Below are 25,293 nucleotides of genomic sequence, written 5' to 3'. Positions count from 1 at the left end.
ATCAGGATAAATCAAGGGTTCCGAATCTTTCACTGAAAACAATTTTCTTCTCCAGATTTTCATAATCTTCCCGGGTAATTATTTCAAACTGCAGCAGCCAGCGTCCGGTGTCACCGGTGTATTTTCTCAGGTTGCCGGTCAGCTGCGGCGTGCGGGCCAGCAAGGCTTCGCAGAAGTGCACCGGCCGGGGGATGATGTAGGTCAGCACAATGATCTCTGTTAACGACAGCTCATTGGGATGCTTGCCGAAATAAAATGCGGTCCCTTCCTTTACACCGTAAACCATCGGTGCAAATTCAATAATGTTCAGGTATATTTCCAGTATCCTGTCTTTCGGTACGCTGAACATCGTTTCCATGGAAAGCGCAATGGCCGTTTCTTCCAGCTTCCGCAGCAAGGATGTTTCCGGGCTCAGAAAAAGATTTTTGGTTAACTGCATGGTGATGGTGCTGGCTCCTGACACAATTTTCCGGTTCATGATATTCCTGATAACGGCCTTGCAGATAAAGTATTTGTCTACGCCGGCATGTTTATGAAAATCGGGATCTTCACAAAAAACGACCAGCTGCGGGAGTAGTGGCTGTATGTTTTGCAACGGAAGAAAAGCGGCCGTTTCAACAGTTTCCAGGCGGATCGTCTTATCCGTTCCTGCAACGGTATGTACAAACGGATGCTTCAGGTAGTGCAGGTCCAGCTCCATCCTGTCCATATCAAATCCTCCCGCCTGCATATCCAGGCTGACAGATAATTTCTGCGGATGAAACAGATCTGATTTTACTAACAGGATCAGCCGGATGCTATCGGAGTCGCCTACACGCAGCAGTCTGTTCCGGAAGCGTGCGGTAATGCGCTGAATGATATGATGGCCGGCTTCTGCCACGCAGAAGCAGTTGATTACCGGCCATGTTTTTTTCAGGGAAAAGATGCGGACGGAAACCGGGCAGCCATCTATGTCTACCGTGGAGTCATCTGTAAAAGCTATTTTCTCCCTGTTCAGCGCTATCTTAATGCCGGCTTCTATTTTGTTGAGGTGACAGGCTTCCTGACTGATGTACCTGTGCTGCAGCTGTATGCCGGTCATCTCCATATCAAAAGAAAAGGTGTAACCCGCCTCTTCCTGCCTGCCTGTTTCCTGCCAGGCTAACTGTAACGCACCTACGCTGATACCCCGGCGGCTGTCAAAAGGTGTTTGCAGCCGGAGCGTTATCCTGCGTTGCGGACCCTGGATTTCGCCGGTAAGGAGCTGGCCGTGGAGCGCTATGCTTATCCGGTTGCCCTGTATACTGACCGATTGCAGTAACGGAAGGCGGTATTGCTCAAAAGAAAAACCTTTCACGGTTATGTGCAGCGGATAGTTAAACAGTATCCGCGATATTTTCCGGTACAGCTGCATCAGTTTTAAAAAGGGCTCAGGTGGGGGAGTATCGCCTGCAGCCTTTGGGGTATCCGTATCTCCGGGTGGCAGCCGTTGCAGGTGTATCATATCTGCTGTAAGGCTGACGGCCGCGCTCCATGTTTTCTTCCGCAGGATGGCACGCGGATGAAAGCGGAGATGCAGCTGCGCAATGGTCACACAGTATTTACGGGCAGATACGAGTTTCAGGCCTTCTATCCGGAGCTGATTTATGCCAATAATACGTATGCGGGAAACCGTCATCAGCAACTGATATTCAGGCAGACGGATTTCCTTCTTTGACCTGAAAAGCCCGCAGAGCAGGAGGTATAGTATTTTGATTATCATTTGCCGGTGATGTTTTCAAAGATCCTCCGGAGGATGCTTTTCTGTTCAATGATAATATCAGCTGTGCCTGCAATTTCCGGACGCCGGGGAATCTCCTGCTGTTTAGTGGTCCGCAGTCCGTCTTTCAGCGTCAGCACTACGGTATAGCTGCTGTCGAGCGGCACATGGGAGAGGCTGCCGATAGTGGCTTTAAGTCTGCCGAATTCCCCCTCCGGAAATTCCTGTAGCCTGATCAGCGCGGTTTGCCCGGCTTTGACTTTGCCTGCCTTGTACCTGGGTAACTGCAGATACACGTTGTAAGCCAGCGGGGAGGAGGGCGTTATTACGCAGACTGTTTCGCCGGCGGTTACGTATTGATTTTTTTCCCGGATACGGAAGAAGGAGGCAATGCCTTTCACCGGGCTGCGAAGCACATAGCGGCTTTCCCAGATACTGAGCTGCGCTGTTATACGGCTGGCCATACTGCGGATAGCGGCGTGGTTGCCGGGTTGTCCGGCTATAGCCTGAAGAAGTGCGAGGTAGTCGGCCTGCAGGGATGCTGCCTGTATATCTTTGCGTAAAGTCAGCCTGCTGATGCTGTGGGCCGGGTCCATGGCGGTATCCAGCTGTGCGCAGATTGTTTTCAGGTAAAACATATCCCGGGTTACCGCCGGGTTGTCAATGACAGCTATCACCTGTTCTTCCTGTACCTGTTCATTGTCTTCGATGTATAATGCTGTTATATGACCCGCCGTTGCGGCCACCAGCTTCACGGGTGGCGGAGAGGAGGTCAGCGTTACCGGAGCGGTAACTATGGCAGGGTATTTAATCAGCGAGGCTCCCAGCAGCAGGAGCACCACAACGCCGGCCACCACGGCAGAGCCGCGGCGTATTACCCATCGCGGTGGCCTGCCGATAATTTCCTGCAGTTCTTCGCTGTGTACTGTTGTCAGATCAATATTTTCCGGCATAGTCATTTTTTAGTTTCCCAGCTCCAGCTGGTTTTTTACCAGGTGATAATATTTTCCCTTCAGGGCTGTCAGCGTCTGATGATCGCCCTGTTCTACAATGCGGCCGTTGTCCATCACGATAATCTGGTCAGCATGTTTCACGGTGCTTAACCGGTGTGCGATGACCAGTACGGTACGGCTTTCAAAGAAGCGTCCCAGGTTTTCAATAATCATCTTTTCATTGTTGGCATCCAGGGTACTGGTGGCTTCATCAAGAAAAAGAAAAGCCGGTTGTTTGTAGACGGCCCTGGCAATCAGGATACGCTGGCGTTGCCCGGAACTGACGCCCCTGCCGGTATTCCCGATTTTGGTGGCGAAGCCCTGGGGAAGGCGGTTGACAAACGAATCCAGGTTCGCAATTTTTACCGCAGCCATCAGTCTTTGCTGATCTGTTTCGTCCTGTACAGAAATATTATGTGCGATGGTATTGGAAAAGATGTAGCCGTCTGACATTACGGCTCCGCAGTGCCTGCGCCACCATTGGGAGGATACGGCCCGCAGCGGAATATCGCCGAGATGTATATCTCCTTCTGTCGGTTCGTAAAACTTCAGCAGCAGTTTCATCAGCGTGGTTTTACCACTGCCGCTGGCGCCTACGATGGCGGTAGTTTTTCCGAAAGGAATGGTAAGATTGATATTATCCAGTACCATCGGCGAGCCGGGATCGCCGTACTGAAAGGATACATTTTCCAGCGTGATGCCGCTTTCCGGATACGTTCCGTTCAGCCGGCCGCGAGCCGCCGGCGCAGTGAGATGCAGCAGCGCTTCTTCCGGCTTCAGTTCATGCGGCTGTTCTTCTTCTTCCCGGTTATGTATTTCGCTCAGTCGCTCCACACTGATTCTGGCATCCTGTGCTGCCTGTAAAAAGGACAGCAGCTGGGCAATAGGAGAGTTCAGCTGTCCGATGATATAAGAGATACTGAGCATCATCCCCAGCGAGATATGGCCGTGCAAGGCTTCCCTGGCTGCCAGAAAGGATATGAGGATGTTTTTCAGCTGCGTGAAAAATGAAAAGCCGATATGCTGGTATTGAGCCAGACTGAGACTGCTGACACTGATTTTAAACAGCTTTGCCTGGGTATGTTCCCAGCCCCACCGGTGAGTGGTTTCGCTGCCGTTCATTTTAATTTCCTGCATGCCGGTGATGATCTCGAAGAGATTATTCTGATTTTCACTCCGCCGCTGGAAACGTGCGTAATCCAGTTCCCGCCGTTTTTTCAGGAAGAAGGAGATCCACCCGACAGACAGTGCGGACCCTGCGATGAAAATAAGGAAGACAGGGATGCTGTAAACTGCCAGTACCACCGAGAACACCAGCATATTCACCAGAGAAAACAACGTATTCAGGGAAGTGCCGGTAAGAAACTGCTCAATACGTGAATGATCGGAGATGCGTTGTGTGATGTCGCCTACCATTTTGGTGTCAAAGAAACGGATAGGCAGTTTCATCAGCTTTATCAGGAAATCGGAGATGATGGCAATATTTACGCGTGAGCTCATATGCAGCAGCAGCCACCCCCGGATCATTTCAATGGCTGTACTGCCTGCAAACAGCGCCAGCTGCGCCACCAGTATCAGGTAGATAAATCCGATGTCCTGCTGGCTGATACCGTAATCGACCAGTACCTGTGTCAGGAAGGGCGCTGTCAGCGAAAGCAGGCTGGCCACGAACATGCCGGTGAACAACTGACCGAGGTAACCTTTGTATGGGCGCAGGTAGCGGTAGAGAAAAGTGAGGTTACGGCCCGTTTTCTTTTCTTCTTCCTGTTCATAGAAAGCGGGTGAAGGATCCAGCAGCAGGGCAAATCCCTGGCTGCTGCTGCCCAGCCAGGACCGCAGGAAGGTTTCTTTTGAAACATTCACCAGCCCGTGTGCGGGGTCTGCAATCAGTATTTTACTGTTCTTTTTATGACGGTCATAGTTCTGGGGAGGCAGCACCACGAAATGATTCTGATTCCAGTGCAGGATACAGGGCAGATTGGCCTCTTCGTCCAGTTGTTCAAAGGTGAGCCTGGCGCCGCATGTTCTGAAACCTATTTTAACGGCAGCCTCGCTGATACCCTTGAGCGTAACACCTTCGCGGGTGATAAACGATGATTCCCTTAATGTCTGCAGGGAATAATGTTTACCGTAGTGCTGCGCTATCATGCGCAGGCAGGTAGGTCCGCAATCCATCTGATCGAGCTGTCTGTATGTCGTAAACGTTCTTCCCACTACATAATTATTTTAGCCGGTGAATGTCATAAATGCGGCGCGCCAGCTGCAGCCGGGGTACTGCATTGTTGAAGCTGAAGTCTTTGTGCGCCGAGATAAAGGGAAACAAGACCATCTTATAACTGGTGATGTCCGACAATGCTCTGTGGACGGCCATTTTACCGGTTGTTTCCTGCTGCAGTATTTTTTGAAAGATGCTTTTGTAGACAACCAGGAATTGTAAAGAAGAAAGGCTGTTCAGCCAGAACCGGTTGGTAGTAACGGGAACGGCTATATCAAATTCATACACCATGCCGGAAAGGAGGGTGGTTCCCTGCCGGTACGCCTCTATGATATTCCGCAGCAGGTAGTCCCTGGAGTAGTGTGCGGTGAACAGGTGGCTGTCCTGGCAGATGATGATGACATCATCCTCGTTACTGTGTGCGGTGGCAATGATCTCCCGGAAGGTCTTCCACAGGTCCGGCCCGCCGTTTTCCTGTCTGTGTGCCGTAAGGTGAACAACGGAAAATTCACTTTTCCCCCGGAACTGCTGCTGTACATGCGCTTGTCGGTCGGGTCCTCCGGGCAGGCTGATAACAAAGGTCGGAATGGATATGCCGTCGTAGGTGGCGGTATCATCAGTCACCATCTTTTCATGCAGCTGACGGTAATATTCACAGATATATTTTACGGCGCCTGCTTTTTTCAGGCTGTTGTCAAACAGGGTACTCACGCGGCCTTCCCGGTTGTTCCGGGGTGTTACATCGGAGTATCCGAATTCACGCTGACCGGAGATGAAAGGGTATATGAAGTATTTATTATCCGTCAGGTGAGATGTTTTGGTATCAGCGGCATCATCTGTTGTAAAGGCGGCATCCAGCAGGGGCTGAAAGAAACGGCTGAAGATGATGGTGAACTGCATGCCGGAGAATTTCTCCACCCAGTAAAGCGTATCCGAAACAGGCAGGGCATTGTTAAACCAGCTGACGCCGCCGGAGAGGATATCCGCCTGCCGGGCATCAGCTTCGGCAATAGCAGCATGCAGAACAGATGCCTGATAATGTGGGAGGAAGGTGTGGTCATCTTCACAGAGAATAATATATGCCTGCTGCAGGGTTACCGCTTCCTGAATAATCTGCCGGATGGTCAGCCATAAGCCCAGGGCGCCTTCCTCACGTTCCTGCGCTTCCACAATACGGGGGCTGAATTCCGCCCGCCCGCTGAACTCCAGGAGGATATGCTCTTTTCGCTCTGCTCTTTTCTTCAGGTTAATGATATAGGTCGGTATCGGCTGCATATAATATTATTTTTCCGGGCTGTCATCAATAGAAACAAGATTGGCGGCGCTCAGGTCTTTGTTGAGATATTCCTGTGCGTGCAGCTCGTTTTCGAGGTAGTTGCCGATGTTTTGTAACAGGGCTGCCGCGCCGGGATATTGTGTTTCTTTTTTTACCAGTTTGATCGTCTCCAGCAACAGATCTGTTTTCAGTATATCGTAAATTTTACATTTCGGATCGTGCATGAATTCCAGCAGCTCAATGAGAAATTCTTCGTAGTCGCCGGTATGGAAGGCTTTCCTGATGTGCATCCAGTGTGCCAGGATCTGACGGTCGGGCGTATTGATCTCAAATCTGAGATCTCCGAATATGCCGGGAAACAAATGCGGCGCAATAACGGGATGGCGTTTTTCTACATGGATCATAAGAGATACCATAACCCGGAAACACTGATAGGCATAACCTTCTCTTACATAGGGGATTTCGTTCCAGAAAGTTTTTTCCCGGAAGATGGTGCCATACAGCTGCCCCGGTTCTCCGTTCAGCAGGTAGTGCAGCAGATCTTTTGCGAAGGTGGCGCCGGCCTGCCAGTTACCGCTGCGGAAAAATATCCGGGAGATATTTTTATTCTGTTCTGCTGCACGGAACAGCAGGGTGAAGATACCTTCCCTGATGAGGTATTCATTCAGGATCACGCATTCCAGGCTATAGTCCAGCGCTTTTTCAAAGTTGTGCTGCTTATAGTAATAAAGTGCTTTAACGGACAGCCCCCACTGTTTGGCGTAGATATACATAGGGCCGCTGAGGCTTTGTTCTATTTCTGCCTGCAATGCATCGTAGGTCCGCATAGGATCAGGGTCTTCACCGGTGAGAATACTCCTGGTGATATAACCGAATTTAACAGAGAGCTGATGAGCGCCGGCAATAATGGCCGGGTCGCTGACGATGCCTGCAATTTCTTTCTTCTGCAGAATATTCATCAGCTTATTGAAGTTATAAAGCATGGGTGATTCTTCCGTAGAGGGAGGAAAGTTGCTGCATGCTGCCAGCAGCTTATCTAAGAGGGAATAGTAGTTTTGGGTACCGATCATCATGGCAGTAGTTATTATTACGTACGAAAATATTTACAGGGTTTTCAGGCGATGAGCAGCAAAGGATCAATGGCAGGGAGCTCCGGTTTCATCATCCGCATGAGCGATATGCCTATACCGATGATACCCCATCCGAAGCTGGTATTCCACAGCGGGCCGGCGTCCGGCAGCCGTGTTTTATATCCTGCAAACTCATTTTCATGGACAGCATAGGAAGGTATTTGTTCATACCAGTAACCGGCAGCCTGCTGATAACGCTGGTCGCCGCTGATCCTGTGGAGCTTTTCAAAAGTAGCCCCTACGCCTGCGGCGCCGTACAGTATGCTGGCATCCAGTGTACGGTTATCTTCGCGGTTACGGGTGAGGCAGTCATTGAGGATGATGCCGGCTACGGTAAGCAGGTGTTCATCCTGCAGCACGTGACCGGCTCTGTACAGCGCATAGCCTATGCCGAGATCGCCGTAGCAGAGTGAAAATTGTTTGGGCCCTGTTTCTTCATCTCCGATAAAATGAGGGAACATTCCCTTCTCGTAACCGGACCTTTGCTTCAGCAGGTAGCTGGCAGCCTTACGTATAATCCGGCTGCAGGCTTCTGTTTCAATGCCTCTTTCGCAGACGTTGGCGAGAAAGGACAGGAGCAGCGCGCTTCCGTGGGAAATGCCCAGATAAATGCGGTTATACAGGGGTGGCGTTGTCCAGTAGTAGTCGCTTGCCTCATCGGTAAAGGCCATGTTCTCAATGCCCTGCACCAGCAATGTCAGCGGCGCCTCAACATTGCCTTCGCTTCTGCCCAGGAAATAATATCCGGCAGCCAGTGCGCCACTGTTGATATCAAAATTACCGATGGCTATTTTACTCTGCATCAGTTCCAGGAGTGTGCTGTCTATATCTGAGAGGTAATCGCCGGTATCTACTTCCAGGATTTTATGGGCTTTGGTAAATTCGAGGAAACGGCCGATATGCGCCAGATGCGCATCCAGTGAGTCCGTTTTATAGATGCGTTTGAAATTAGCCAGGTCAAGAGACGAAATACCCCGGATGAGAAAGTCTTCCGCTTTTTCAAAGTATTGCGTATCTCCTGTGTACCGCGCATAATAGGCATAAAAGAGAGACAGGCCGGGTAGTCCTGTTTCATAGGAAGCGTTCTGAATAACCTCCCATTTTATTTCCAGCGCTTTCTTTATTTGTTCGGTATGGGCGGCTGCTACGGTCAGTATATTTGCTGCAGATGATATCATGATATATTAATTTTCATGGAGGTAGCGGATGTCTGTTTCTCTCTGGCTATCAGCGACTGGTAATATTTATTCAGGTAATGATAGATGACCAGTTCATGTGCTCTTTGCCTGGCGAGGAAGAGCCGGTTCATATTCATGTGGATGTAGCTGATCAGTAATTTTTTCAGGGCGGCCTGCGGGTTGCCGGCTGCTGCCAGTTGCTCCTTAATGGCGTTGGCAATGGCAGTTATGGTGTTGCTGCGTTGCCGGAAGCAATCGTACATGTCTGCCATTTCTTCCGGAAGGGCATCGCTCAATACTTCTTTTATCTGCGGGTAATGCTTCCTGTATTTGTCGTTGAGGGAGCGCTCCAGCCGGGAGGCATTGCGTTTGTCGTGGTTGCTGAACTCCTGCGTAAATGCTTCCCTGGTGGCGTTGATAATATCTTTTTTTTCTGCCAGGCTACAGGAGAAGTCCTGCAGTAACCTGTCCACACTGTACAAGGCCAGTTGCCACCGCAGCTGTTCGCCTTCATCTCCTTCGATCATATCCAGGAAACTGCTGACAGCCACGCTGTCGGCAAAGAACAATGTTTCACTTTCCGTGATCGTATCTGCGCCATAACGCTCTATCTCACGGATGTAGGTGTCTGCAGTCATTTTCGCTACGCGGTTATCCTGTATGAGCGGCGCTATGGCGTTATTCAGTGCCGGCAGCAGTTCCAGCCATGCCTGCCGGTTTCCGGCGGCATGAAAGCGTATCCGCAGGTGTCCTTCCGGATCGTTGTACCGGATAAAAAACCATTTGCTGATGGCGTTATCCTGCAGGGCCTTATCTGCGAATGGTCTGATAATACTGACCAGGAGTGTGTCCAGCGTTTTGTTGCCGGCATAGATCTTTACGTACAGCCAGTCGCTGCCGGGAGGGAAATGCCGTACGGGATCTGTTTCCCTGACTGCAGGCTGCGCCACGGTATCGGCAAAGAAAGGGAGCCGCGTACCCAGCGGAATCACCACCTGGTTGTTGTATCCGCCGTGCTGATCGCGGATAAAACACTGATCAGAGGTATGGAGGAATTCCAGCAGGATAACAGCTGAATTTTTCAGCTGCCGCACAATATGCTGCCGGCAGATAGCGCTGTCCAGGTCAATGAACAATTCGTTGTCGCTGTTTTGTGTGAGTACCACGTAGCGGGGAATATGATACAGGGCTCTTACCTTATGGAAGTACGCATCCGTGAGCGCCGGTGTGGACAAGCTTTCCCCGCTTTCCTGCTTCAGCTGCCAGCGGGCGCGCTGAAGGATAAAATTCCGGTATTCTATGCGGGGAAGATAAGGTTCGTTGTAAAACTCCGTCCACTCCCATTTAAAGGGCGGCTTCACATACTGCGACCGCAGGTCGGTGAGGAAACGATACATGGGTTGCCCTTTTCTGGCGTTGAAAGCGTTGGATACCTGCGGAACAATTTCCCGGTTGAATGTACGGGAACGGAGTACTACCCGCCGGTTGCGGACAGATACCATCAGGTCATTGATGTTGATGGTCTGTTCTTTTGCTGCTGCCGTATTACACAGGTAGGGAATTTCAAAATCCCTGAAACGCGGACGCAGCACCACGTTGGCGCCACGTCCTTCGGGCATGTATACCACTTCTGCGAGGATCACACCGGGGTTCGCCTGGTCTTCGTCAGCAGCGCATGCGCGCAGTTTTTCCTGCAGCGCAGGTTCGCCCTGCGCAAACCTTCCCAGCATCCTGCCGGCGGCATAGGCATGCAGCTGCAGGGCCAGGAATTTATAGTCGCCCTGATCGAGCGCCGGCTGCGATGGCGATAATATGCTGCCAAAAATATAGGCGCTGTGGTTTTGTACAGGCGTATGGCTGTTGTTATTGACAGCTATCAGCTGATCTACATCTTCTTCTGTCAGCACAATTACCGGTGTGTGCTGCTCCAGGAACAATTTCAGTTTTTCAAATAACAGCTGTTCGTATGCTCCCCTGAAAACGCGGTTGTCTTCCGGCGGCGGCGCAATAGCCAGGGTATCGATCAGCGGCATGTTTTCCGCCACACCGCTGACGGCCAGCCCGTAACCGATGCCAATGTCAGGGTCCAGGGCCTTCACCAGCGGTATCTCCTGTTCTTCATATCTGGCATGAAAACGCTGTGCAAACTCTTTCAGTTCAGGAGATACATACACCGGAACAATATCCCATAGTTTTTCGGAGGTCTTCGCAATATCCTCCACGACATGCCGGCTGATATTGTTGCTGTTCATATTGAAGTAGGCATCTTCCTGGATGATTTCTATTTTCTTATCCGTCAGCAGGGCTCCGGCAGTCTTTTCAATTTTCGTATAGGCGTCCAGGTCAGGTATGCCGGTGTGCAGCAGCTGCTGTGCGTTGCGCAGCAAATCGTGTACGACCGACAGGTGGGGTATGCCGGTTGTACGGTTGAGCAGCGGCTGTACAAAGTCGTCGCCGGTGACGGCCGGCTGCAGCTCGCTGATTAATACCTGCATACCAATCATGCCACGGATAAACTGCTGTACGGCTTCTTTCTTTACGCTTTCATTCAGGATACAGTCTTCCAGTTCCTGTATGGTGGCGCCATCGGCCGCTCTTTTCAAGGCTTTTTCAATATACGGCGATACGCTGAGCGCACTCATGATATAGCTGGACCTGCCGTTTTTCATTGTGTTCTCCAGGTAAACATACCGGTTGCCGGTACGGTATAACGTGTTATTGACAAAGAACCGGGTCTGCTGCTGTACGGCAGGATCGCGCTCAATGAGCCTGGTAAGCGCTGTTATATAAGCCATGTCAAAACGGACATGCCTTCTGATTTTTTCTGAAGCGAAATTTATCTGCGTGGGCTGCGTACTTACACTGCCACAGGCACATCCCGCGAAAAGCCCGAATGGCGTGCCACGGGTACACATCCGGGAGTAATACCTGTGCAGCCCCTTCAGTAATTTACCGGACTGCGTGTAATTGTAATCCGGCTGACGCAGCCATTCCTGCAGGGCGGCATACAGGTCTTTAGAGGCAAAGTAAACAGCCTCAAGAAACCACGGGTGCGAGAACCGCTCCCGGAGCTGATCCCAGGATGCCGTATCTGTTTCATCCTGCACGATCTTATCCAGTATTCCGTTCAGCTCCTGCAACTCGTCTATAGAGAAAACAGGAGCTCTCAGCAGATAGAAATCATACAAAAAAAATCTTTCATCAGACATAGGATTATACAGGTTTAATTGGCCCTTTGGGTTTCTTTAAAGTTGATCTGTTTCTGATTTCCCCTGACTTTGGTTTTGCCAAACAAATAGGTAATACTCACGTTGAGTCTTCTGGAATCGTAGTAGGTATTGTTATACTGGGTGAAATCTTTATAATATAACTGGCCTCTGCTGATGGCGCTTCTCAATATATCATTGACGCTGGCGCTCAGCTGCAGCCGGTTTTGCAGGAGCGTTGTTCTGCCGCCGGATGACAGCATATATTGTCCTGCATTATACAGGTATCCTTTGGTTGACGGCAGCGAATGGGTGAAATTCACGAATAGGCTGACCTTGCGGCTCACAGGAAAAGTGTTGTTGGTGCTGTAGCTGAATCCGCTGCCATTCTGCGTAACGGCATCCGGAACAGCCGATTTTGAATCCGCATAGCTGAAAGTCAGGTAGCTGTTGGTTTCCCACCAGGGAAAGAATTTTTTGTTCAGGGTGATGACGATGCCTGCGTTGTATTGGGTCAGGTAATTTTTCGGACTGTATACCCGCAGCGTTCCATCCATTTCTCCGATGAATCCGAAGCCGTCAAGTACTTTGTCGCCAAACAGCGAAACAGACAGAATACCTTTATACAACCACGATAATTCGATGTTGTGGCTGTAGGAGGGCTGCAGGAGCGGCGCACCCACATAATACGTATAGGGATTGGAATACCATCTGGCCGGATTCAGCGCCCTGAAATAAGGGCGGTTAATTCTTTTGGAATAGGTTAATCCCCAGCTGTGGCGTGTATTGGGCTTATAACTGAGATAGGCTGTAGGAAAAAATCTGCCATATGCTGTTCTGTTTCTTGTATCTGTAGTAGGAGAAAAGCCTGTTACGATAGCATATTCATACCGTAATCCGGCCTTGGCAGACCATTTCCTGCCGAAGTCCCTGCGTGCGCTGAAATATCCTGCCAGATTTTTTTCGTTGCAGTAAAAAATATTGCTTCTGGACGGATCGATGATAAAATCCTTTCCTGCAAGATTGTAATAGGATATATCCGCATCATTGCTGAAACCGGTTACCTTGGCGCCTGTTTCAATTTCCGCCACGGGATAGGGCAAGGTAAGGTCAGCCTGTGCGGACCATATATGATACTTTACATCGCTGTAACTATTTACTACAGCTGTTACCGGTTGTTTATCAGAACTTGTCAGGAAGCTGATCGCTGTTTCCGGGGTTGTAGAAAAATAGTTGAATGCGGTACTTAGCTTTTTACCTTTGTTATCCAGCCGGTGATCGGAATACAGGTTCAGTGTCTGCGTGAGTACAGGGTTACGGTTGTCCGATAATGTGGTCAGGACGGAATCAGTACGGTCATGGGTCTGGTAAGTGGTGTGATTATCAATATAGGCGTTAGCGTTAGATTTGCCTATGTCGTAAATAAACCCGGCGCTGGATTTTTTACTGAGTTTATAATCCATGCTGAGATTCAGCCCGATGCCGTCAGACATATCTTTCCGGTTATCGTTGCCGCGGGCGGAGTTGATGCCGATGGCATCCAGTTCTTCCGTAATCCTGGAAGCACGGTCATATTGCCTGAGTTTAAGGGAGCTGCTGAGTTTCTTTGACTGGTAATTGAGGTTCACGTTATTGGTAACAGCGGCATAGGTAGCCTGGGAATAGGCAGTGCTGATAGTGCCGCTCCATCCGAGGGACGGATTTTTCTTCAGGATGATGTTGATTAACCCGCTGTTGCCCTGCGCATCATATCTGGCGGGAGGTGTGGTAATTACTTCGATGCTGGCAACATCATCAGAGCGCAGGGATTTTAAATAATTTAAAAGATCGGTTCCGCTGAGGGGAAGTATGCGGTCATTTATCATCACTGCTACACCGCTTTTGCCTACAATAGAGATGCCGCTCTGGCTTATCCTCAGCCGGGGGGTGAGTGCGATGGCCTCCGTCAGGTCAGTGCCTTTGGCGGCAATGGAATTTTCCACGTTGAATATCAGTCTGTCAATTTTTTTCTCCAGCAGTGGTTTGCTGCCGGTTACCTCCACTGTTTTGAGTAGTGCGCCTGACTGCCGGATAATAAGGGAAACAATGGTATCCCTGTTAAGCCGGAAAGGAGGCAGCAATGCCTTGTTGCCGATGTAGCTGCCTTCTATGCCATATATTCCGGGGGCCAGGTCTGTAAAGCTGAAATACCCGGTGCTGTCAGACAATACGGTTTGGATCACCAGGGTATCAGTACGCAGTTTCAGCGTACTGTATAACAATGGTGTGCCGGCAGTATCCTGGATATGACCGGTAATTTTCAGTTGTCCTGCAGCAAGTATGCTTTTCATCAGGAAGGTAAGTATGAGGGTAATGCTCCTATTCATATCTTAAAGACACGCGTTTGCCTGAAAAAATGCATGGAACAGGCGAGAGACCTGGAAGTTTTTTTAGCCTTCCAGGTCTCATACATCCTGGTACGCCTGGCTTATGGGTATAAGTAAGCGACACAAAGTGCTGTTATCAGCATTTGCTGCTACCGGAAGCGCAACCACCTGACTGGCCGGTTTCGCCACAGTCGGAACCGCCGGTATCGCAGCCACTGGAAGTAGCGGCGAAATCAGCGATAACGCCACCTACGATTTCCTGTAACTGTTGTTCGTCCAGTTTGGCAATGGTTTCTCTATCTAAGGCCAGAGGATCTAATTTGATTTTTTTCATAATAAGTGATTTTGATTTGACTCTACTCTATTATGGGGCTTTTCGAGATCCGCCCATTGTTGCGCAACAATGATTTTTATTAAGTGATTTACTTTCAGGTGAGAATAATGGCAATAGGAAGAACAGCGAAAATCCCGTTTTCGCTTACGCAGCATTACAGATAAAGGAATAGTGCCTGTTACTTTTCCATTTCGGGAATCATTTCATAGATAAAATTTAAAAAAGATGATTGACTTATCGGGTGACAACGCATAACCCAGGGAGTGGTGCTGAGGGGTTCCTGGGATATTCAAGGGCTTGTTTACTACGGTAAAATAAATATAGCAAGAATTATCGGTAAAAAAAATACCTGATACAGATATTTTAAGTATGTGGCAGTGTGATGTTTCTTCGTGTCAGATGAACGCTTCTTCCGGCAATGGGCTGATCCTGCTGGTATGGATGGCCGGTACAGGTATGTTCGGAGTACTGTCTATATTACTGTAACCGGGAAATCGGGCTGATGATTAAAGGAGCTGTTGCTTCGTTGGTAGTGCGTGCCGGATAAAAGGAGAAGCCTGGTACTACTGTGCTTCACAGGGTGCGGATACATACAGGGGCCAGCATTGCTGCCGCCCCTGTAGTTAACAATTAATTGCAGGGACCAAGCCAGATCCAGTAAGGACCAAATCCAGGCCACTGGCTTGAATTGGTTTGTGAGGCCTGGTAAAGAGTGTTAGCATAAACCACGCGCTGTCCGGGGTAATAGGTGAAGCCATAGAAAAACGGTTGCACTCCTGCGCAGGAAACGAAGATTTTAAACTTAGGTGCGGCAGGGGCTTTCTTGTCAGCAGCCTTCTTGTCAGTTGCATTTACACTGGACAGGAAGAGGGTGGAACATAACAATAGTAAACAGGTTACTTTGAATTTCATGGAATTTGTTTTTTGATGTGTTACGAATGTAAACTGCAGTAATGCAGTAATGCAGCAGTAATTTTATAAAATTATCGAGGATGTAAAAAAAATATATTTTGTGTCTGTTGTCATTTAAAAAGCATATGGCCATATGACATTTTATTCTTCTGCAGATAAAACAGATAAGCGGTTGTCCATGGCATGTATGCATATTGTTGTTTTAAAGTGCCGCCGGATAGGGGTTTTGTTGAGAAGCAGATAAGTGTATCCTGCTTGTGGTGCGTGATGAATGTGGTTGATGGTAAGAAACTATTGGAAGCAGTCCTGATATTTTAGAAGCGAAAGCTGGTCGCCAGATATCCCCTGCTCTGAAGGGGAGCCGTGCGCAATTAAATCGGGTCTACCAAACAGGGGAAACTACCGGTGGAAAAGAAAGACCTGCTGACAGAGCCGTCGCTGAAGACATAGACATAAGTACACCGGTAGACGTTCCCTTGTCTGACTGAACTTGTATATCTTTTCTCACCAGTTTCACAGATTCCGTTGATAACCTTACTGCCTTCATAACCGCATCCATAGAGATAGTTCAGCGCCAGCTGGTCATTGGTGGTAAACGGCCTGTCTGTACCATTGCTGCAGGCCAGCATCCAGCTGTCTGCATCAGGGCCTGACGGTGTTCCGGGAATAAGTATGGCGCCGGAAGAACTTTGTCCTTCATCCGGGTGGGGATCAGATCCACAACTATAGTTGCGGTTGGCATAGTCCGTATGGCGGAAACCAATGCAGTGACCTAGTTCATGTGTAATAATGCTGGTCATCCAGCCTATAGGGAAATTGTTGCCAATAGCGCCAACATTCAATACTATCCGGTTGGCAGGGTTGCCGTTTCCGTCTGGAAATCCGGAAGAACCCAATACATCAGCTGGCAGTGCACCATTGGCGATTACAATTTGTCCTCCGCTTTGTATCCTGGTAAACCGGATTCTCAGCTGAAGAGCATTATATCTTGCTATTGCCGCATCAACGGCGGTGATGTAATTAGCAGAAAGATTCTCCACGGAAACATACAAGATCCTCGAGCCAATATCGTCCACCCCGAAAAGAATCAGGCGGTTGGTGCGGTAATGTTCTGTTTCTGCAACATGCAGCCGGATTATATCCTGTTTCTTATCAAGATCGCTCTCAGTAAGCAGTATATCTCCTTCCACCAGATATCCGCTCTTTACTTTTATCACGCCCTTTTTACTGAATCCCAGGGCGGATATTTTAGTGAGAACCGTTGCAGGAATTTCTTCGGTAACCTTTGCTGGTTGCTGGTCTTTTTGACATGCGAAGAAAAGTATACCTGTCAGTATACAGCATGTCGTTAGGGTAATTAATGTTTTCATTTTGGTTAACATTTTTCATTCATGAAATAAATTTCAGAGCAGGGGAGAAGGAATATACAATATTTCGGGATTTTGAGATTTTATGATTTACGGATTTGAAATGCAGCGAAGCGAGTTAATTGCTGCATTTTAAATCCATAAATCATAAAATCTCAAAATCCCGAAATATATCACGAGTATCAGGCATCCTGCATAAGTGCGGATCTTCCGCCATCTATGAGGTAGGTGACGCCGGAGGCGAAGGAGGCGTAGTCGCTGCTCAGAAAGGCGCACCAGGCGCCTATTTCGGCTGGTGTGCCCAGTTTTCTGACCGGGTGCAGGTTGATGGTGCGTTGTCTTTCTGCGGTGGGGTCAGGGAAGGAGTTGAACCATGTCTGGTTGCCGGGAGTATCTATGAATCCGGGTGCAATGCCTACTGTACGTATCTGCGGGCCCCATTCTGCGGCCAGGCTTTGTACCAGTCCGGTCAGTGCGGTTTTGGCAACATTGTAGGGAAAGCATCCGGGAATGGTGCGATACGCATGATTGGAGGTAATGATGATGATGACGCCGTTGCCCGACTGCTGCAGCCAGGGACGGCAGCATCGCGCCAGCTGCCAGTGCGATCTGAGGTTAAGTTGCATATTCTGCTCCCATTCTTCCGGCGTGGTAGTTGCAGCGCCGGTGAATACGTTGCTGCCGGCGCAGGAGATGAGGATGTCAATTTGCGGATGCTGCTGTGCTATGCTGGCTACGAACGACTGTACCTGAGCGTCATCAGTTACATCAACCGGCTGAATGTCGCCGCTGCCGGTGATGTCAGCGCCATATACCGTGGCGCCGGCCTGCAGCAGGGCATGATATATGCCCGCTCCTATTCCGGAAGCGGCCCCGGTAACAATAGCTGTTTTTCCTGTTAAATCTATCTGCAGTGACATAACCTGTTTATTTATTCCTGGTGATTTCCGGTTGTATAAAAGCTGCCGGTGGTATCACGAAGATCAAAAAACCTTTTCATACCAGCAATTAAAAGCGTGTGTGTGGCTGCTTCCACGCAGGAATGGAGAAGGTGTGAGCGGGTAATCCCCGTACCGGCAGCTTTACGGCAAACAGGGCGCCGCTGTCGGGATATGCGGCCAGCTGCGCGGCTGTCAGGTCTTTGCGGGCAGTGGTGATATACAATGTATCCATCTCAGGGCCGCCGAAAGCACAGGAGGTTACATGTGGCGCATTCACCCTGACGCTGCCTGTCAGCTCGCCCGTCTGCGGATGATACCTGTTGACGCAACCGCCTCCCCACATAGCTACCCACAGCATACCTTCCCGGTCCATGCACATACCGTCGGGGTATTCCACGGTACGTGCCACCACGCGGGGATGACTGATGGCGGCTGTTTCCATGTTGAAGTCATATGCGCGGATGGTCCGCTCGTGTGTATCAATGTAGTACATGGCGGTATGATCCGCAGACCAGCAGAGGCCATTTGAAATACTGATGCTGTCCAGCTTTTTATGCAGGCTCCCGTCATAGCAGTACAAAGCTCCCTGGTGAGGTAAGGCATGTATATGCATGGTGCCGAACCAGAGCCTGCCCGCTGCATCGCATTTACCGTCGTTGCAGCGGTTCAGCGGAATATGTGGCTCTACAGCCAAGATGTTTTCCATAGAGCGGAAGCGTTTATCCGTTAACGTGAGACTGCCCTGTAACCCCAGCAGCAGCCTGCCGTCATCGGCGGGGATAACGAGGCTGACAGGCCGGCTGGTGCGAAAGGATGTACAGACGTGTACTGCGGGAGAATATCTCCACACGTGCTGCCCGGTAATATCGGTGAAGTACAATGCCTGTTCGCTGCTATCCCATACAGGCCCTTCGCCCAGCAGGGTGTTGCAGTTGTAAACGGGCATTGCTTTCCACACCCTATACATAGAATCCTGGTTTGGGCGTCAGGATACCCGGGTGCTTTTCCATTTCCGCTTCTACCAGATCTACACCGAGGCCCGCACGGTTGCTGAGCCGCAGGTGCCCGTCGTGGATCATATCCGCAATAGGATGAGTAATGACGGTATCTCTCCAGGGTACATCATTGAACATAAATTCCTGCCGGAAAAAATTGGGAACAGCAGCACAGACATGTGCGGATGCGAGTGTAGACAACGGCCCGTTGGGATTGTGCGGGGCCAGCAGCACATTATAGGCTTCCATCATGGTAGCCATGCGTTTCATCTCAGAAGGGCCGCCGCAACGGGTGATGTCCGGCATCATGATATCGCATACCTGTTTTTCCAGCAGCGGACGGATACCATGACGCGTATAATGGCGTTCCCCCACACAGATAGATACGCCGGCAGGAATACGTTCCCGCATGGCGCGCAGGGTATCGGCGCTTTCCGGACCTGCCGGCTCTTCATACCAGGTAATATCCAGTTCGGCAAGGCGCTGTGCCATCTTTACAGCTACGCGGTAGTTGAGCATGGCATGTGTTTCAATCATTATATCGAAATCAGGACCTACTGCATCCCTTACAGCCTTGCTCACATGAAAGGCCAGATCCTGCTGGGCCGGCGTCAGCGTAAGGCTGGAGGAAAGGTCTTCTCCATACAGATAATTCGTGTGTGCAAAGGGATCAAACTTCAACCCGGTAAATCCGGCATCTTTTACTTTCTTCGCCTGTGCCGCATAATCGGTGGCATTGTGCCCTCCGCCGGTGAACCAATAGTTGGCATACAACTGAATATCATGGCGGAAAGCGCCACCCAGCAGTTCGTAGCAGGGTACGCCCAGCGCTTTGCCTTTCAGGTCCAGCAGCGCCATATCAATACCGCTGATAGCGCAGAGAGAAGCGCCATAAGGTCCCATCCAGTTCAGGTCACGGTAAAGTTTGGTCCAGATGAAATCTGTTTTCATCGGGTCCATCCCTGTAATACGTTCGCCAACATGCCGGGCGGCATGATATACAATAGGGCTGCCCGGCCAGTTGGTAGCTTCTCCTACACCGGTAAGGCCCGTATCCGTGAATATTTTCAGCAGTGTCCAGTTATATTTTACGCCCTCTACGAGCCATACTTTCACGTCGGTGATTTTCATGTCCGTTGTTTTTATGCACTATTACGGCAGCTGTACAATAAGTTTTCCCTGCAATGTTTTATTCCTGATGTTGATTTTTCCGTTGCTATGCGGTGAACCGTAAAATGGTTCGGAGCCGTTGTTGCTGTAATCGGCCAGGAGCCATTGAACGGCTCCGTCCTGCAGCCAGGAGCGGGAATGCTGTCTGCCATCTGATACCGCCTGTACGGTGTTGCCTGTTTTGTCTGACAAGGCTGCCTGCAGGATGGTATGTTTGGTAGACCTGAAATCATTCGATCCCAGCTCGTTCGCATCATCTTTCCATAACCCTGACGGCTGTACGCCGAAGGGTTCCACGGCATTGAGCTGCGTCGCATGCAGCATGGCAGTGCCGCTGCTGCGGCCTATATCCGTGGTATCGCTGACGGAGAGCGCTCCTGTACGTTTCCAGCTCAGGTGATTAAACCGTACCGGCAGCTGCAGAAGCAGTCCGTATTGATAGGGAAGTGTATCATGACCGGTGTAATGCACGGCATATTCCGTTATCAGTTCTCCGGCAGGCGTTATCAGGTATGATTGTCTCCCGCTGCCGCTGGTATAGGTAACGTGCATGTCTATACGAATACCGGCATCTGACTGCGTTGTTTTTATATCTTTTGCAAAGATGGTATATAGCGGATAATTTTTCAGCGGGTAGATGTTCTGCTGATAGGTTTCTCCTGCAACATTTGGTTTGCCGCCGTCATCATCATTCGCGGGCACAACGCTGAATACGGGACCTTGCTGCAGCAGGGTGTCCTGGCCTTTACGCAGGCAGGTAATGATGCCTTTGGTTTTGCTGATAGTATAGGAATAAGGTCCCTGCCGGATAAATACAGCGCCGTTATTTTCGGTGTAGTGCAGGGCGTATACCGGTCGGGGAACAGGCATTACAGTTGCTGCTCCTGTTATTTCTTCAGCGCAGATAAATCCGCGTGGGTCCGTAAACGTTATATGTACCGGTGCATGCTCTTTTTTCGGAATGCGCAGCGTGCCGGTGGCGCCGGCCGGAATAGCAGCGTGAAGAAGTTGCCCGTTGGCCGTGATCTTTACGTCTTTCAGGGAGGTGAAGTCGTACCTGTTCTGTATTGTCAGCTGCAGGTAGTCATTTGTTTCCTGTACCTGTAATATCTTCACGGGGGCGTAGGCTTTTTTCATGCCGGTGTATTCCGGTTTGGGTCTTCTCCAGGCATCCACAGGCCCCCAGGGGCCGTAGCCCGCAATTTGCCCGCCAGGCAGGTGGAAGATGTCGTCTATGCCACTCCAGATAGCGCCGCCGAGGCAGCCTTTATAATGATAAACAGAATCGTAGAAGGTAATCAGCGGTGCATTGTAGGCGCTCCGGATACCCGGATCAGTAGCCAGTTCCCGGCGGTTGTAACAGGAGAGGTGCGCATATTCGCCGAAAAGTACGGGCCTGCCGGAGGTAGCGGCTTTCGCCGGTCCGTTGATACCCGGATAGTGATATACTGCAATGTCGGCCTTACTGCCGGCATTGTTGAATCCGCCCCAGCACTGATCGTGAAAGGTGGTTGGCCGGGAAGGATCGGTTTTCTTTACAAAAGCCAGCACCTTTTCCCAGAGCGGACTCCAGAGGGATTCATTTCCCAGCGACCAGATAATTACCGAAGGATGATTTCTGCCAGCCCGGATATTATCTGCATTGGCCTGTATCATATACGGCAGGAATTTTTCGTCTTTATAATCCCATAATTTCCAGATGGGAGATGCACCGTGTTGTATCCAGGTGAGGGCAGCCTCGCTTTCCACAAAGAGTCCCAGTTCGTCTGCCGCCTCCAGGAATTCTTCAGAAGGGGGGTAGTGGGAGGTACGGATATAGTTGCAGTTGGCATCGCGGAAGAGGAGCGCATCGCGGCGGTTCAGCGGCGCTGCGATGCTGCGGCCGGTGAGCGGATGCACATCGTGGCGGTTAACGCCGCGGAGCTTTACCGCCTTGCCGTTGACCAGCAGTTCATTGCCTTGTATGTTAACCTGTCTGAATCCTACTGTAGAGATAGTTGTTTCCGTTATTTTTCCCTGTTGCAGCAACTCCACCTGTAACTGATACAGGTAGGGTGTTTCAGGCGTCCAGTGCCTGGGAGTGCGGATGCTGAATTGATAGTTGCCGGCCGATTGCCCGCCTGCTGCTATTTTCCCCATGATACCGGCAGATGACTGCAAGACAGTTTTGCCCGCAGCATCGCGGAGGGTGAAGCGCAGCGCAGCATTGGCCGGCATGGTGGATTCATTGGCTATGGTTGCGGCAATATGGAGGGTCGCGTTTTTATATAATGCATCGAAGGTGGTGTGCAGGGAAATGTCGGAGAGGTTTACCTCCGGCAGCGCATACATGCTCACCTTGCGTATAAGTCCGCCTACCGTATGCACTGCATACTGGCTCGTACAGGCGAGGTAATCGCTGATGGTGAGCGCCTGCACTTCCACGGTGAGCGTATCTGCCTTACCGTTAAGAGCGCTGGTGATATCTGTTTCAAAAGGGACGAATCCGCCTTCATGTTCGCCTGTTTGTATACCGTTTACTTTCACCCGTGCATGGCTGCTGACAGCATCGAAGCGGATTTTGATGCGCCGTCCTTTCCAGGCGGCGGGGATGTTGAGCGGGCGGGTATAGACGGCGGTTTCTCCTTCGCTGACGGTAAACCCCTGCATGACCCATTCACCGGGAACCTGGATGGGGTAGCGATGCTGGAAAGTCCAGCTGCCGTTGAGTGAAATGACTTCCTCCGGCCTGGGCGACAGGCGTTGCGTCTGGGCCATGGCAGCCGTGAACAGTAAAGTATAGATAAGTGTAAGGATATTTTTTTTCATAATCACATGATGCCAAATTGTTTGAAAGCCTGTCCGGCGCTCATGCCTTCCAGTATTTTCTGCTGTACCATTTTTTCTCCCCGTGCTTTTTCGATAGCGCGGGCAAATACTTCCGCTGCTGCCTCCTGTGGTACAATACATACGCCGTCCATATCTCCAAATACGATGTCGCCGGACATAATACGCACTCCTCTGATTTCCAGCGGAACGCGGAAATCAATGACCTTGCCCCTGGGGGCCTGGTCCTGCGCATAGCGGCCATAGGAGAACGTCGGGAAGTTGAGCTGCAGGATACCTTTGGTATCGCGGGAGTAGCCATCTACTACTGCGCCGGCAGCGCCGAGTTGCATGGCCCTGGTGCTCATCAGCTCACCCCACAGTGCGTAGGAGGGAGAAGCGCCGCTGCAAATATATACTTCATTCTTCTTCAGATCGTCGAGTGCTTCCAGCATCAGGCCGAAGGGCAGTTGCAGCACATCGTTCCTGCCCGCCGCCGCAGGGGAGGTAATGACATCCGCTTCCAGTACGGTCATGGCGCGTCCTGCCACTATCATATTGCTGTGGAGGGGTTGTATCTGCGGGGGCAGGAATTGCCGGAGCAATCCCATCTGATCCATGATATCGCCTACTACAGCGGTATACAGTTCATTTCTGACAATAGAAAATAGTTCATCATCGTTCTGCCACAGACGGGAGGCTGCTCCCGGGTGATGGATATTATTGTTCATATCTGCGTCTTTTACTAACCTGATTGGTCTGCAAATTAGTATGGACGATTGGTACGGGTCATAACGATTTTATCCAAAATATAAACAATATTAGCATGGGTGGTTATTTTTTTGATAATTCATGTAATAATATTTAATTTTCTTTCATGAAAGCAAGGTTGATGGATACGGGGTTACATGCCAGCCGGCAGTTCCGTGTAAAGCAGGTAGACGAGTATTTTCTGAATTCGCCGTTTCATTTTCATGATACCTGTGAGATCGTGCTCATTGAAGAAGGTTATGGGAAGCGCATTGTAGGAGATCATATCGCTGAGTTTGAGCAAGGTGACCTGGTGATGATGGGGCCTGACCTGCCACATATCTGGCAGAACGACAGCATTTATTTCCAGCAGCGTAAGCATCTGCGGGTGAAGGCTACGGTATTGTATTTTGACCCTTCGATGGTGATGAATCTCATTGCCGGAACGACGGCGGAGCGGCATGTACAGCAGCTGTTTACCAGCGCAGCCCGCGGTATCAGTATCCAGGGTGATACCCATGCATGTATCGTGGAAAAATTTAGCGTTATCCGCAGCACAGATGGCCTGAAGCGGATGGCTGTCTTCCTGGAAGTGATAGACCTGCTGGCCGGTTCCGCAGATCATCATCTTCTTGCCAGCAGTAATTACAGCCATGCGATGACGCTTAAAGACACCGGCAGGTTCAGTGATGTGTACCAGTTCCTGATGATGAACTTTCACCGGGATATTCCGCTGGAAGAAGTTGCCGCCGTTGCGAAGATGTCACCCACGGCATTCTGCCGCTATTTCAAAGCCAGAACCCAGAAATCCTTTGTCAGCTTCCTGCAGGAGATCCGTATTTCCCATGCCTGCAAGCTACTGCGCAACAGCGAACTTTCCATACTGGAAACAGCCTTGGAAAGTGGCTATAATAATCTCGTCAACTTCAACAAATGTTTCCGCAACGTCACTTCACAAAGCCCGTCTATGTACAGGAAGGCAATGCGGAAGAAATAAATGCCGAATGATGCGCTTCAATCTCCGCTGCTCATTCGTCATTCGCAATTCGTCATTCGTAATTCCCCGCCAGGGGTTTTTCATATAGATTATTTAGCGCATGCGGCATTTTCACCTGGCCGGCTTTGGTAAATCCCTGACTTTCGTAATAGCGGCATAGCCATTGGTTACCGGCGTTGCAGTCGAGCCGGAGCAGATGATACCCTTCTTCCAGCAGTTTAGCTTCAATCATTCTCAGTATGGTTGTTCCCAGGTTATGACCGGAAAACTTTTTTCTGACAACCAGTGAATGGACATATCCCGCGGGTTTATCCTGTTTCCCCCAGTAGAGGAGATCGCTGTATGAAAGGCGGAACATGCCGGCGGTTTCCTGGTTCCCGGTTATGACGGAGAAGAATTCATTGTTCAGCAGGCCGGCTTGCAGCCAGCTGATATTATCATCGGTGGGTTGCAGCCAGGTATTCCACTGGTCAAGACCTTTATTTTGTATAGCAGTTGCAGCTTCCCGGAGCAGTTGTAATATGAGTGGCAGCTGGTCCGGGGTAAGCTGCCGGAAAGATAAATTTTGTGTCATCATGATCTTTGGGCATGGTGTATTAAGCAGGGGCAAAAGTATCCTGAAAAATCAGCATGAAAAATTCTTTCCGGGAAATGTTTGCCGGACACTGGCGTTAATGTTGCCCTGCGGGATGATTGTCAAAGAAAGTACCGCTGCAGGCAACAATTTCGGGGCCAGGCTGTTTAACCATTAACAGTTGTTATGATGATGGCAGTGTAAATATAAAATCCTGTTGATGTGAGAGATGCAGTGAAAACAGGAGAATCCGTTGGAAATATACTCATACACTCATTGGAGGAACGAACCAGTAATTAAGCATATCGTGTGTTAACCATGAATTCCGTTGATGCAGAAGGCCGTAC

Annotated in this window: 18 protein-coding genes; 1 reads left to right on the top strand and 17 read right to left on the bottom strand. The window is 50.1% G+C overall.

Translation table 11 applies throughout. The features are described 5' to 3' along the window. Window position 1: 1 nt before the first annotated feature. The 16 genes from GWG06_RS18455 to GWG06_RS18380 form a co-directional block, all read right to left on the bottom strand. Window positions 2-1,741 carry a biosynthetic peptidoglycan transglycosylase gene (locus tag GWG06_RS18455; RefSeq protein ID WP_160715009.1) on the bottom strand — a complete coding sequence of 580 codons (1,740 nt, stop codon included), beginning with the start codon at window positions 1,739-1,741 and terminating at the stop codon, window positions 2-4. Then, window positions 1,738-2,691, bottom strand: a complete 954-nt coding sequence (locus GWG06_RS18450) for an HlyD family secretion protein (RefSeq protein ID WP_160715007.1) — start codon at window positions 2,689-2,691, stop codon at window positions 1,738-1,740. Before GWG06_RS18450 ends, GWG06_RS18455 begins: the two co-directional genes overlap by 4 nt. Window positions 2,692-2,700: 9 nt before the next feature. Continuing rightward, complete coding sequence (locus GWG06_RS18445) at window positions 2,701-4,944, bottom strand: peptidase domain-containing ABC transporter (protein WP_160715005.1); 2,244 nt, start codon at window positions 4,942-4,944, stop codon at window positions 2,701-2,703. A 7-nt stretch (window positions 4,945-4,951) separates the two neighbouring features. Further along, entirely contained in the window at window positions 4,952-6,220 is a 1,269-nt protein-coding gene (locus GWG06_RS18440; RefSeq protein WP_160715003.1) for a glycosyltransferase family 25 protein, read from the bottom strand. 6 nt (window positions 6,221-6,226) lie between these two features. Beyond that, on the bottom strand, window positions 6,227-7,294 hold the full coding sequence (locus tag GWG06_RS18435; protein ID WP_160715001.1) for a hypothetical protein: 1,068 nt from the start codon (window positions 7,292-7,294) through the stop codon (window positions 6,227-6,229). 41 nt (window positions 7,295-7,335) lie between these two features. Beyond that, window positions 7,336-8,529, bottom strand: coding sequence for a lanthionine synthetase LanC family protein (locus GWG06_RS18430; protein ID WP_160714999.1), 1,194 nt, complete (start codon window positions 8,527-8,529; stop codon window positions 7,336-7,338). After that, window positions 8,526-11,738 carry a lantibiotic dehydratase gene (locus GWG06_RS18425; protein ID WP_160714997.1) on the bottom strand — a complete coding sequence of 1,071 codons (3,213 nt, stop codon included), beginning with the start codon at window positions 11,736-11,738 and terminating at the stop codon, window positions 8,526-8,528. The genes GWG06_RS18430 and GWG06_RS18425 overlap by 4 nt, the downstream gene beginning before the upstream one ends. Window positions 11,739-11,752: 14 nt before the next feature. Further along, entirely contained in the window at window positions 11,753-14,101 is a 2,349-nt protein-coding gene (locus tag GWG06_RS18420) for an outer membrane beta-barrel family protein (RefSeq protein ID WP_160714995.1), read from the bottom strand. Window positions 14,102-14,237: 136 nt separating this feature from the next. Continuing rightward, window positions 14,238-14,435 carry a class I lanthipeptide gene (locus tag GWG06_RS18415; protein ID WP_127037908.1) on the bottom strand — a complete coding sequence of 66 codons (198 nt, stop codon included), beginning with the start codon at window positions 14,433-14,435 and terminating at the stop codon, window positions 14,238-14,240. 630 nt (window positions 14,436-15,065) lie between these two features. Beyond that, window positions 15,066-15,347, bottom strand: coding sequence for a hypothetical protein (locus GWG06_RS18410; RefSeq protein ID WP_127037906.1), 282 nt, complete (start codon window positions 15,345-15,347; stop codon window positions 15,066-15,068). A 371-nt stretch (window positions 15,348-15,718) separates the two neighbouring features. Then, on the bottom strand, window positions 15,719-16,717 hold the full coding sequence (locus GWG06_RS18405; protein WP_160714993.1) for a M57 family metalloprotease: 999 nt from the start codon (window positions 16,715-16,717) through the stop codon (window positions 15,719-15,721). A 179-nt stretch (window positions 16,718-16,896) separates the two neighbouring features. Beyond that, the gene (locus tag GWG06_RS18400) at window positions 16,897-17,634 is read right to left on the bottom strand and encodes an SDR family NAD(P)-dependent oxidoreductase (RefSeq protein ID WP_160714991.1); all 738 of its coding nucleotides are present in this window, start codon (window positions 17,632-17,634) and stop codon (window positions 16,897-16,899) included. A gap of 88 nt (window positions 17,635-17,722) precedes the next feature. Continuing rightward, entirely contained in the window at window positions 17,723-18,622 is a 900-nt protein-coding gene (locus GWG06_RS18395) for an SMP-30/gluconolactonase/LRE family protein (RefSeq protein WP_160714989.1), read from the bottom strand. Further along, entirely contained in the window at window positions 18,615-19,781 is a 1,167-nt protein-coding gene (locus GWG06_RS18390) for a mandelate racemase/muconate lactonizing enzyme family protein (RefSeq protein WP_160714987.1), read from the bottom strand. Before GWG06_RS18390 ends, GWG06_RS18395 begins: the two co-directional genes overlap by 8 nt. Before the next feature lie 21 nt (window positions 19,782-19,802). After that, window positions 19,803-22,628 (bottom strand): glycoside hydrolase family 2 TIM barrel-domain containing protein, encoded by a 2,826-nt coding sequence (locus GWG06_RS18385; RefSeq protein ID WP_160714985.1) that lies wholly within the window; start codon window positions 22,626-22,628, stop codon window positions 19,803-19,805. Window positions 22,629-22,630: 2 nt separating this feature from the next. Next, entirely contained in the window at window positions 22,631-23,356 is a 726-nt protein-coding gene (locus GWG06_RS18380) for an RraA family protein (protein ID WP_160714983.1), read from the bottom strand. Window positions 23,357-23,502: 146 nt separating this feature from the next. Here GWG06_RS18380 and GWG06_RS18375 point away from each other — a divergent pair, with 146 nt between their 5' ends. Then, the gene (locus GWG06_RS18375) at window positions 23,503-24,372 is read left to right on the top strand and encodes an AraC family transcriptional regulator (protein WP_160714981.1); all 870 of its coding nucleotides are present in this window, start codon (window positions 23,503-23,505) and stop codon (window positions 24,370-24,372) included. Between the two features lie 52 nt (window positions 24,373-24,424). On the opposite strand, the gene GWG06_RS18370 is transcribed toward GWG06_RS18375, so the two are convergent. Further along, complete coding sequence (locus GWG06_RS18370) at window positions 24,425-24,949, bottom strand: GNAT family N-acetyltransferase (RefSeq protein ID WP_160714979.1); 525 nt, start codon at window positions 24,947-24,949, stop codon at window positions 24,425-24,427. Between the last annotated feature and the right edge of the window lie 344 nt (window positions 24,950-25,293).

It is taken from the genome of Chitinophaga solisilvae (genome assembly GCF_009928525.1).
GTDB lineage: Bacteria > Bacteroidota > Bacteroidia > Chitinophagales > Chitinophagaceae > Chitinophaga > Chitinophaga solisilvae.
The sequence above is the reverse complement of the archived record's forward strand: the minus strand, read 5'-3'. Positions and strand labels throughout refer to the sequence as shown.

What these genes read in the sequence shown, in the direction of transcription:
- GWG06_RS18380 (WP_160714983.1), bottom strand. Translation starts at nt 23,356, where the DNA reads ATGAACAATAATATCCATCACCCGGGAGCAGCCTCCCGTCTGTGGCAG.
- GWG06_RS18395 (WP_160714989.1), bottom strand. Translation starts at nt 18,622, where the DNA reads ATGTATAGGGTGTGGAAAGCAATGCCCGTTTACAACTGCAACACCCTG.
- GWG06_RS18410 (WP_127037906.1), bottom strand. Translation starts at nt 15,347, where the DNA reads ATGAAATTCAAAGTAACCTGTTTACTATTGTTATGTTCCACCCTCTTC.
- GWG06_RS18405 (WP_160714993.1), bottom strand. Translation starts at nt 16,717, where the DNA reads ATGAAAACATTAATTACCCTAACGACATGCTGTATACTGACAGGTATA.
- GWG06_RS18375 (WP_160714981.1), top strand. Translation starts at nt 23,503, where the DNA reads ATGAAAGCAAGGTTGATGGATACGGGGTTACATGCCAGCCGGCAGTTC.
- GWG06_RS18440 (WP_160715003.1), bottom strand. Translation starts at nt 6,220, where the DNA reads ATGCAGCCGATACCGACCTATATCATTAACCTGAAGAAAAGAGCAGAG.
- GWG06_RS18385 (WP_160714985.1), bottom strand. Translation starts at nt 22,628, where the DNA reads ATGAAAAAAAATATCCTTACACTTATCTATACTTTACTGTTCACGGCT.
- GWG06_RS18400 (WP_160714991.1), bottom strand. Translation starts at nt 17,634, where the DNA reads ATGTCACTGCAGATAGATTTAACAGGAAAAACAGCTATTGTTACCGGG.
- GWG06_RS18450 (WP_160715007.1), bottom strand. Translation starts at nt 2,691, where the DNA reads ATGCCGGAAAATATTGATCTGACAACAGTACACAGCGAAGAACTGCAG.
- GWG06_RS18415 (WP_127037908.1), bottom strand. Translation starts at nt 14,435, where the DNA reads ATGAAAAAAATCAAATTAGATCCTCTGGCCTTAGATAGAGAAACCATT.
- GWG06_RS18430 (WP_160714999.1), bottom strand. Translation starts at nt 8,529, where the DNA reads ATGATATCATCTGCAGCAAATATACTGACCGTAGCAGCCGCCCATACC.
- GWG06_RS18425 (WP_160714997.1), bottom strand. Translation starts at nt 11,738, where the DNA reads ATGTCTGATGAAAGATTTTTTTTGTATGATTTCTATCTGCTGAGAGCT.
- GWG06_RS18390 (WP_160714987.1), bottom strand. Translation starts at nt 19,781, where the DNA reads ATGAAAATCACCGACGTGAAAGTATGGCTCGTAGAGGGCGTAAAATAT.
- GWG06_RS18435 (WP_160715001.1), bottom strand. Translation starts at nt 7,294, where the DNA reads ATGATGATCGGTACCCAAAACTACTATTCCCTCTTAGATAAGCTGCTG.
- GWG06_RS18370 (WP_160714979.1), bottom strand. Translation starts at nt 24,949, where the DNA reads ATGATGACACAAAATTTATCTTTCCGGCAGCTTACCCCGGACCAGCTG.
- GWG06_RS18455 (WP_160715009.1), bottom strand. Translation starts at nt 1,741, where the DNA reads ATGATAATCAAAATACTATACCTCCTGCTCTGCGGGCTTTTCAGGTCA.
- GWG06_RS18420 (WP_160714995.1), bottom strand. Translation starts at nt 14,101, where the DNA reads ATGAATAGGAGCATTACCCTCATACTTACCTTCCTGATGAAAAGCATA.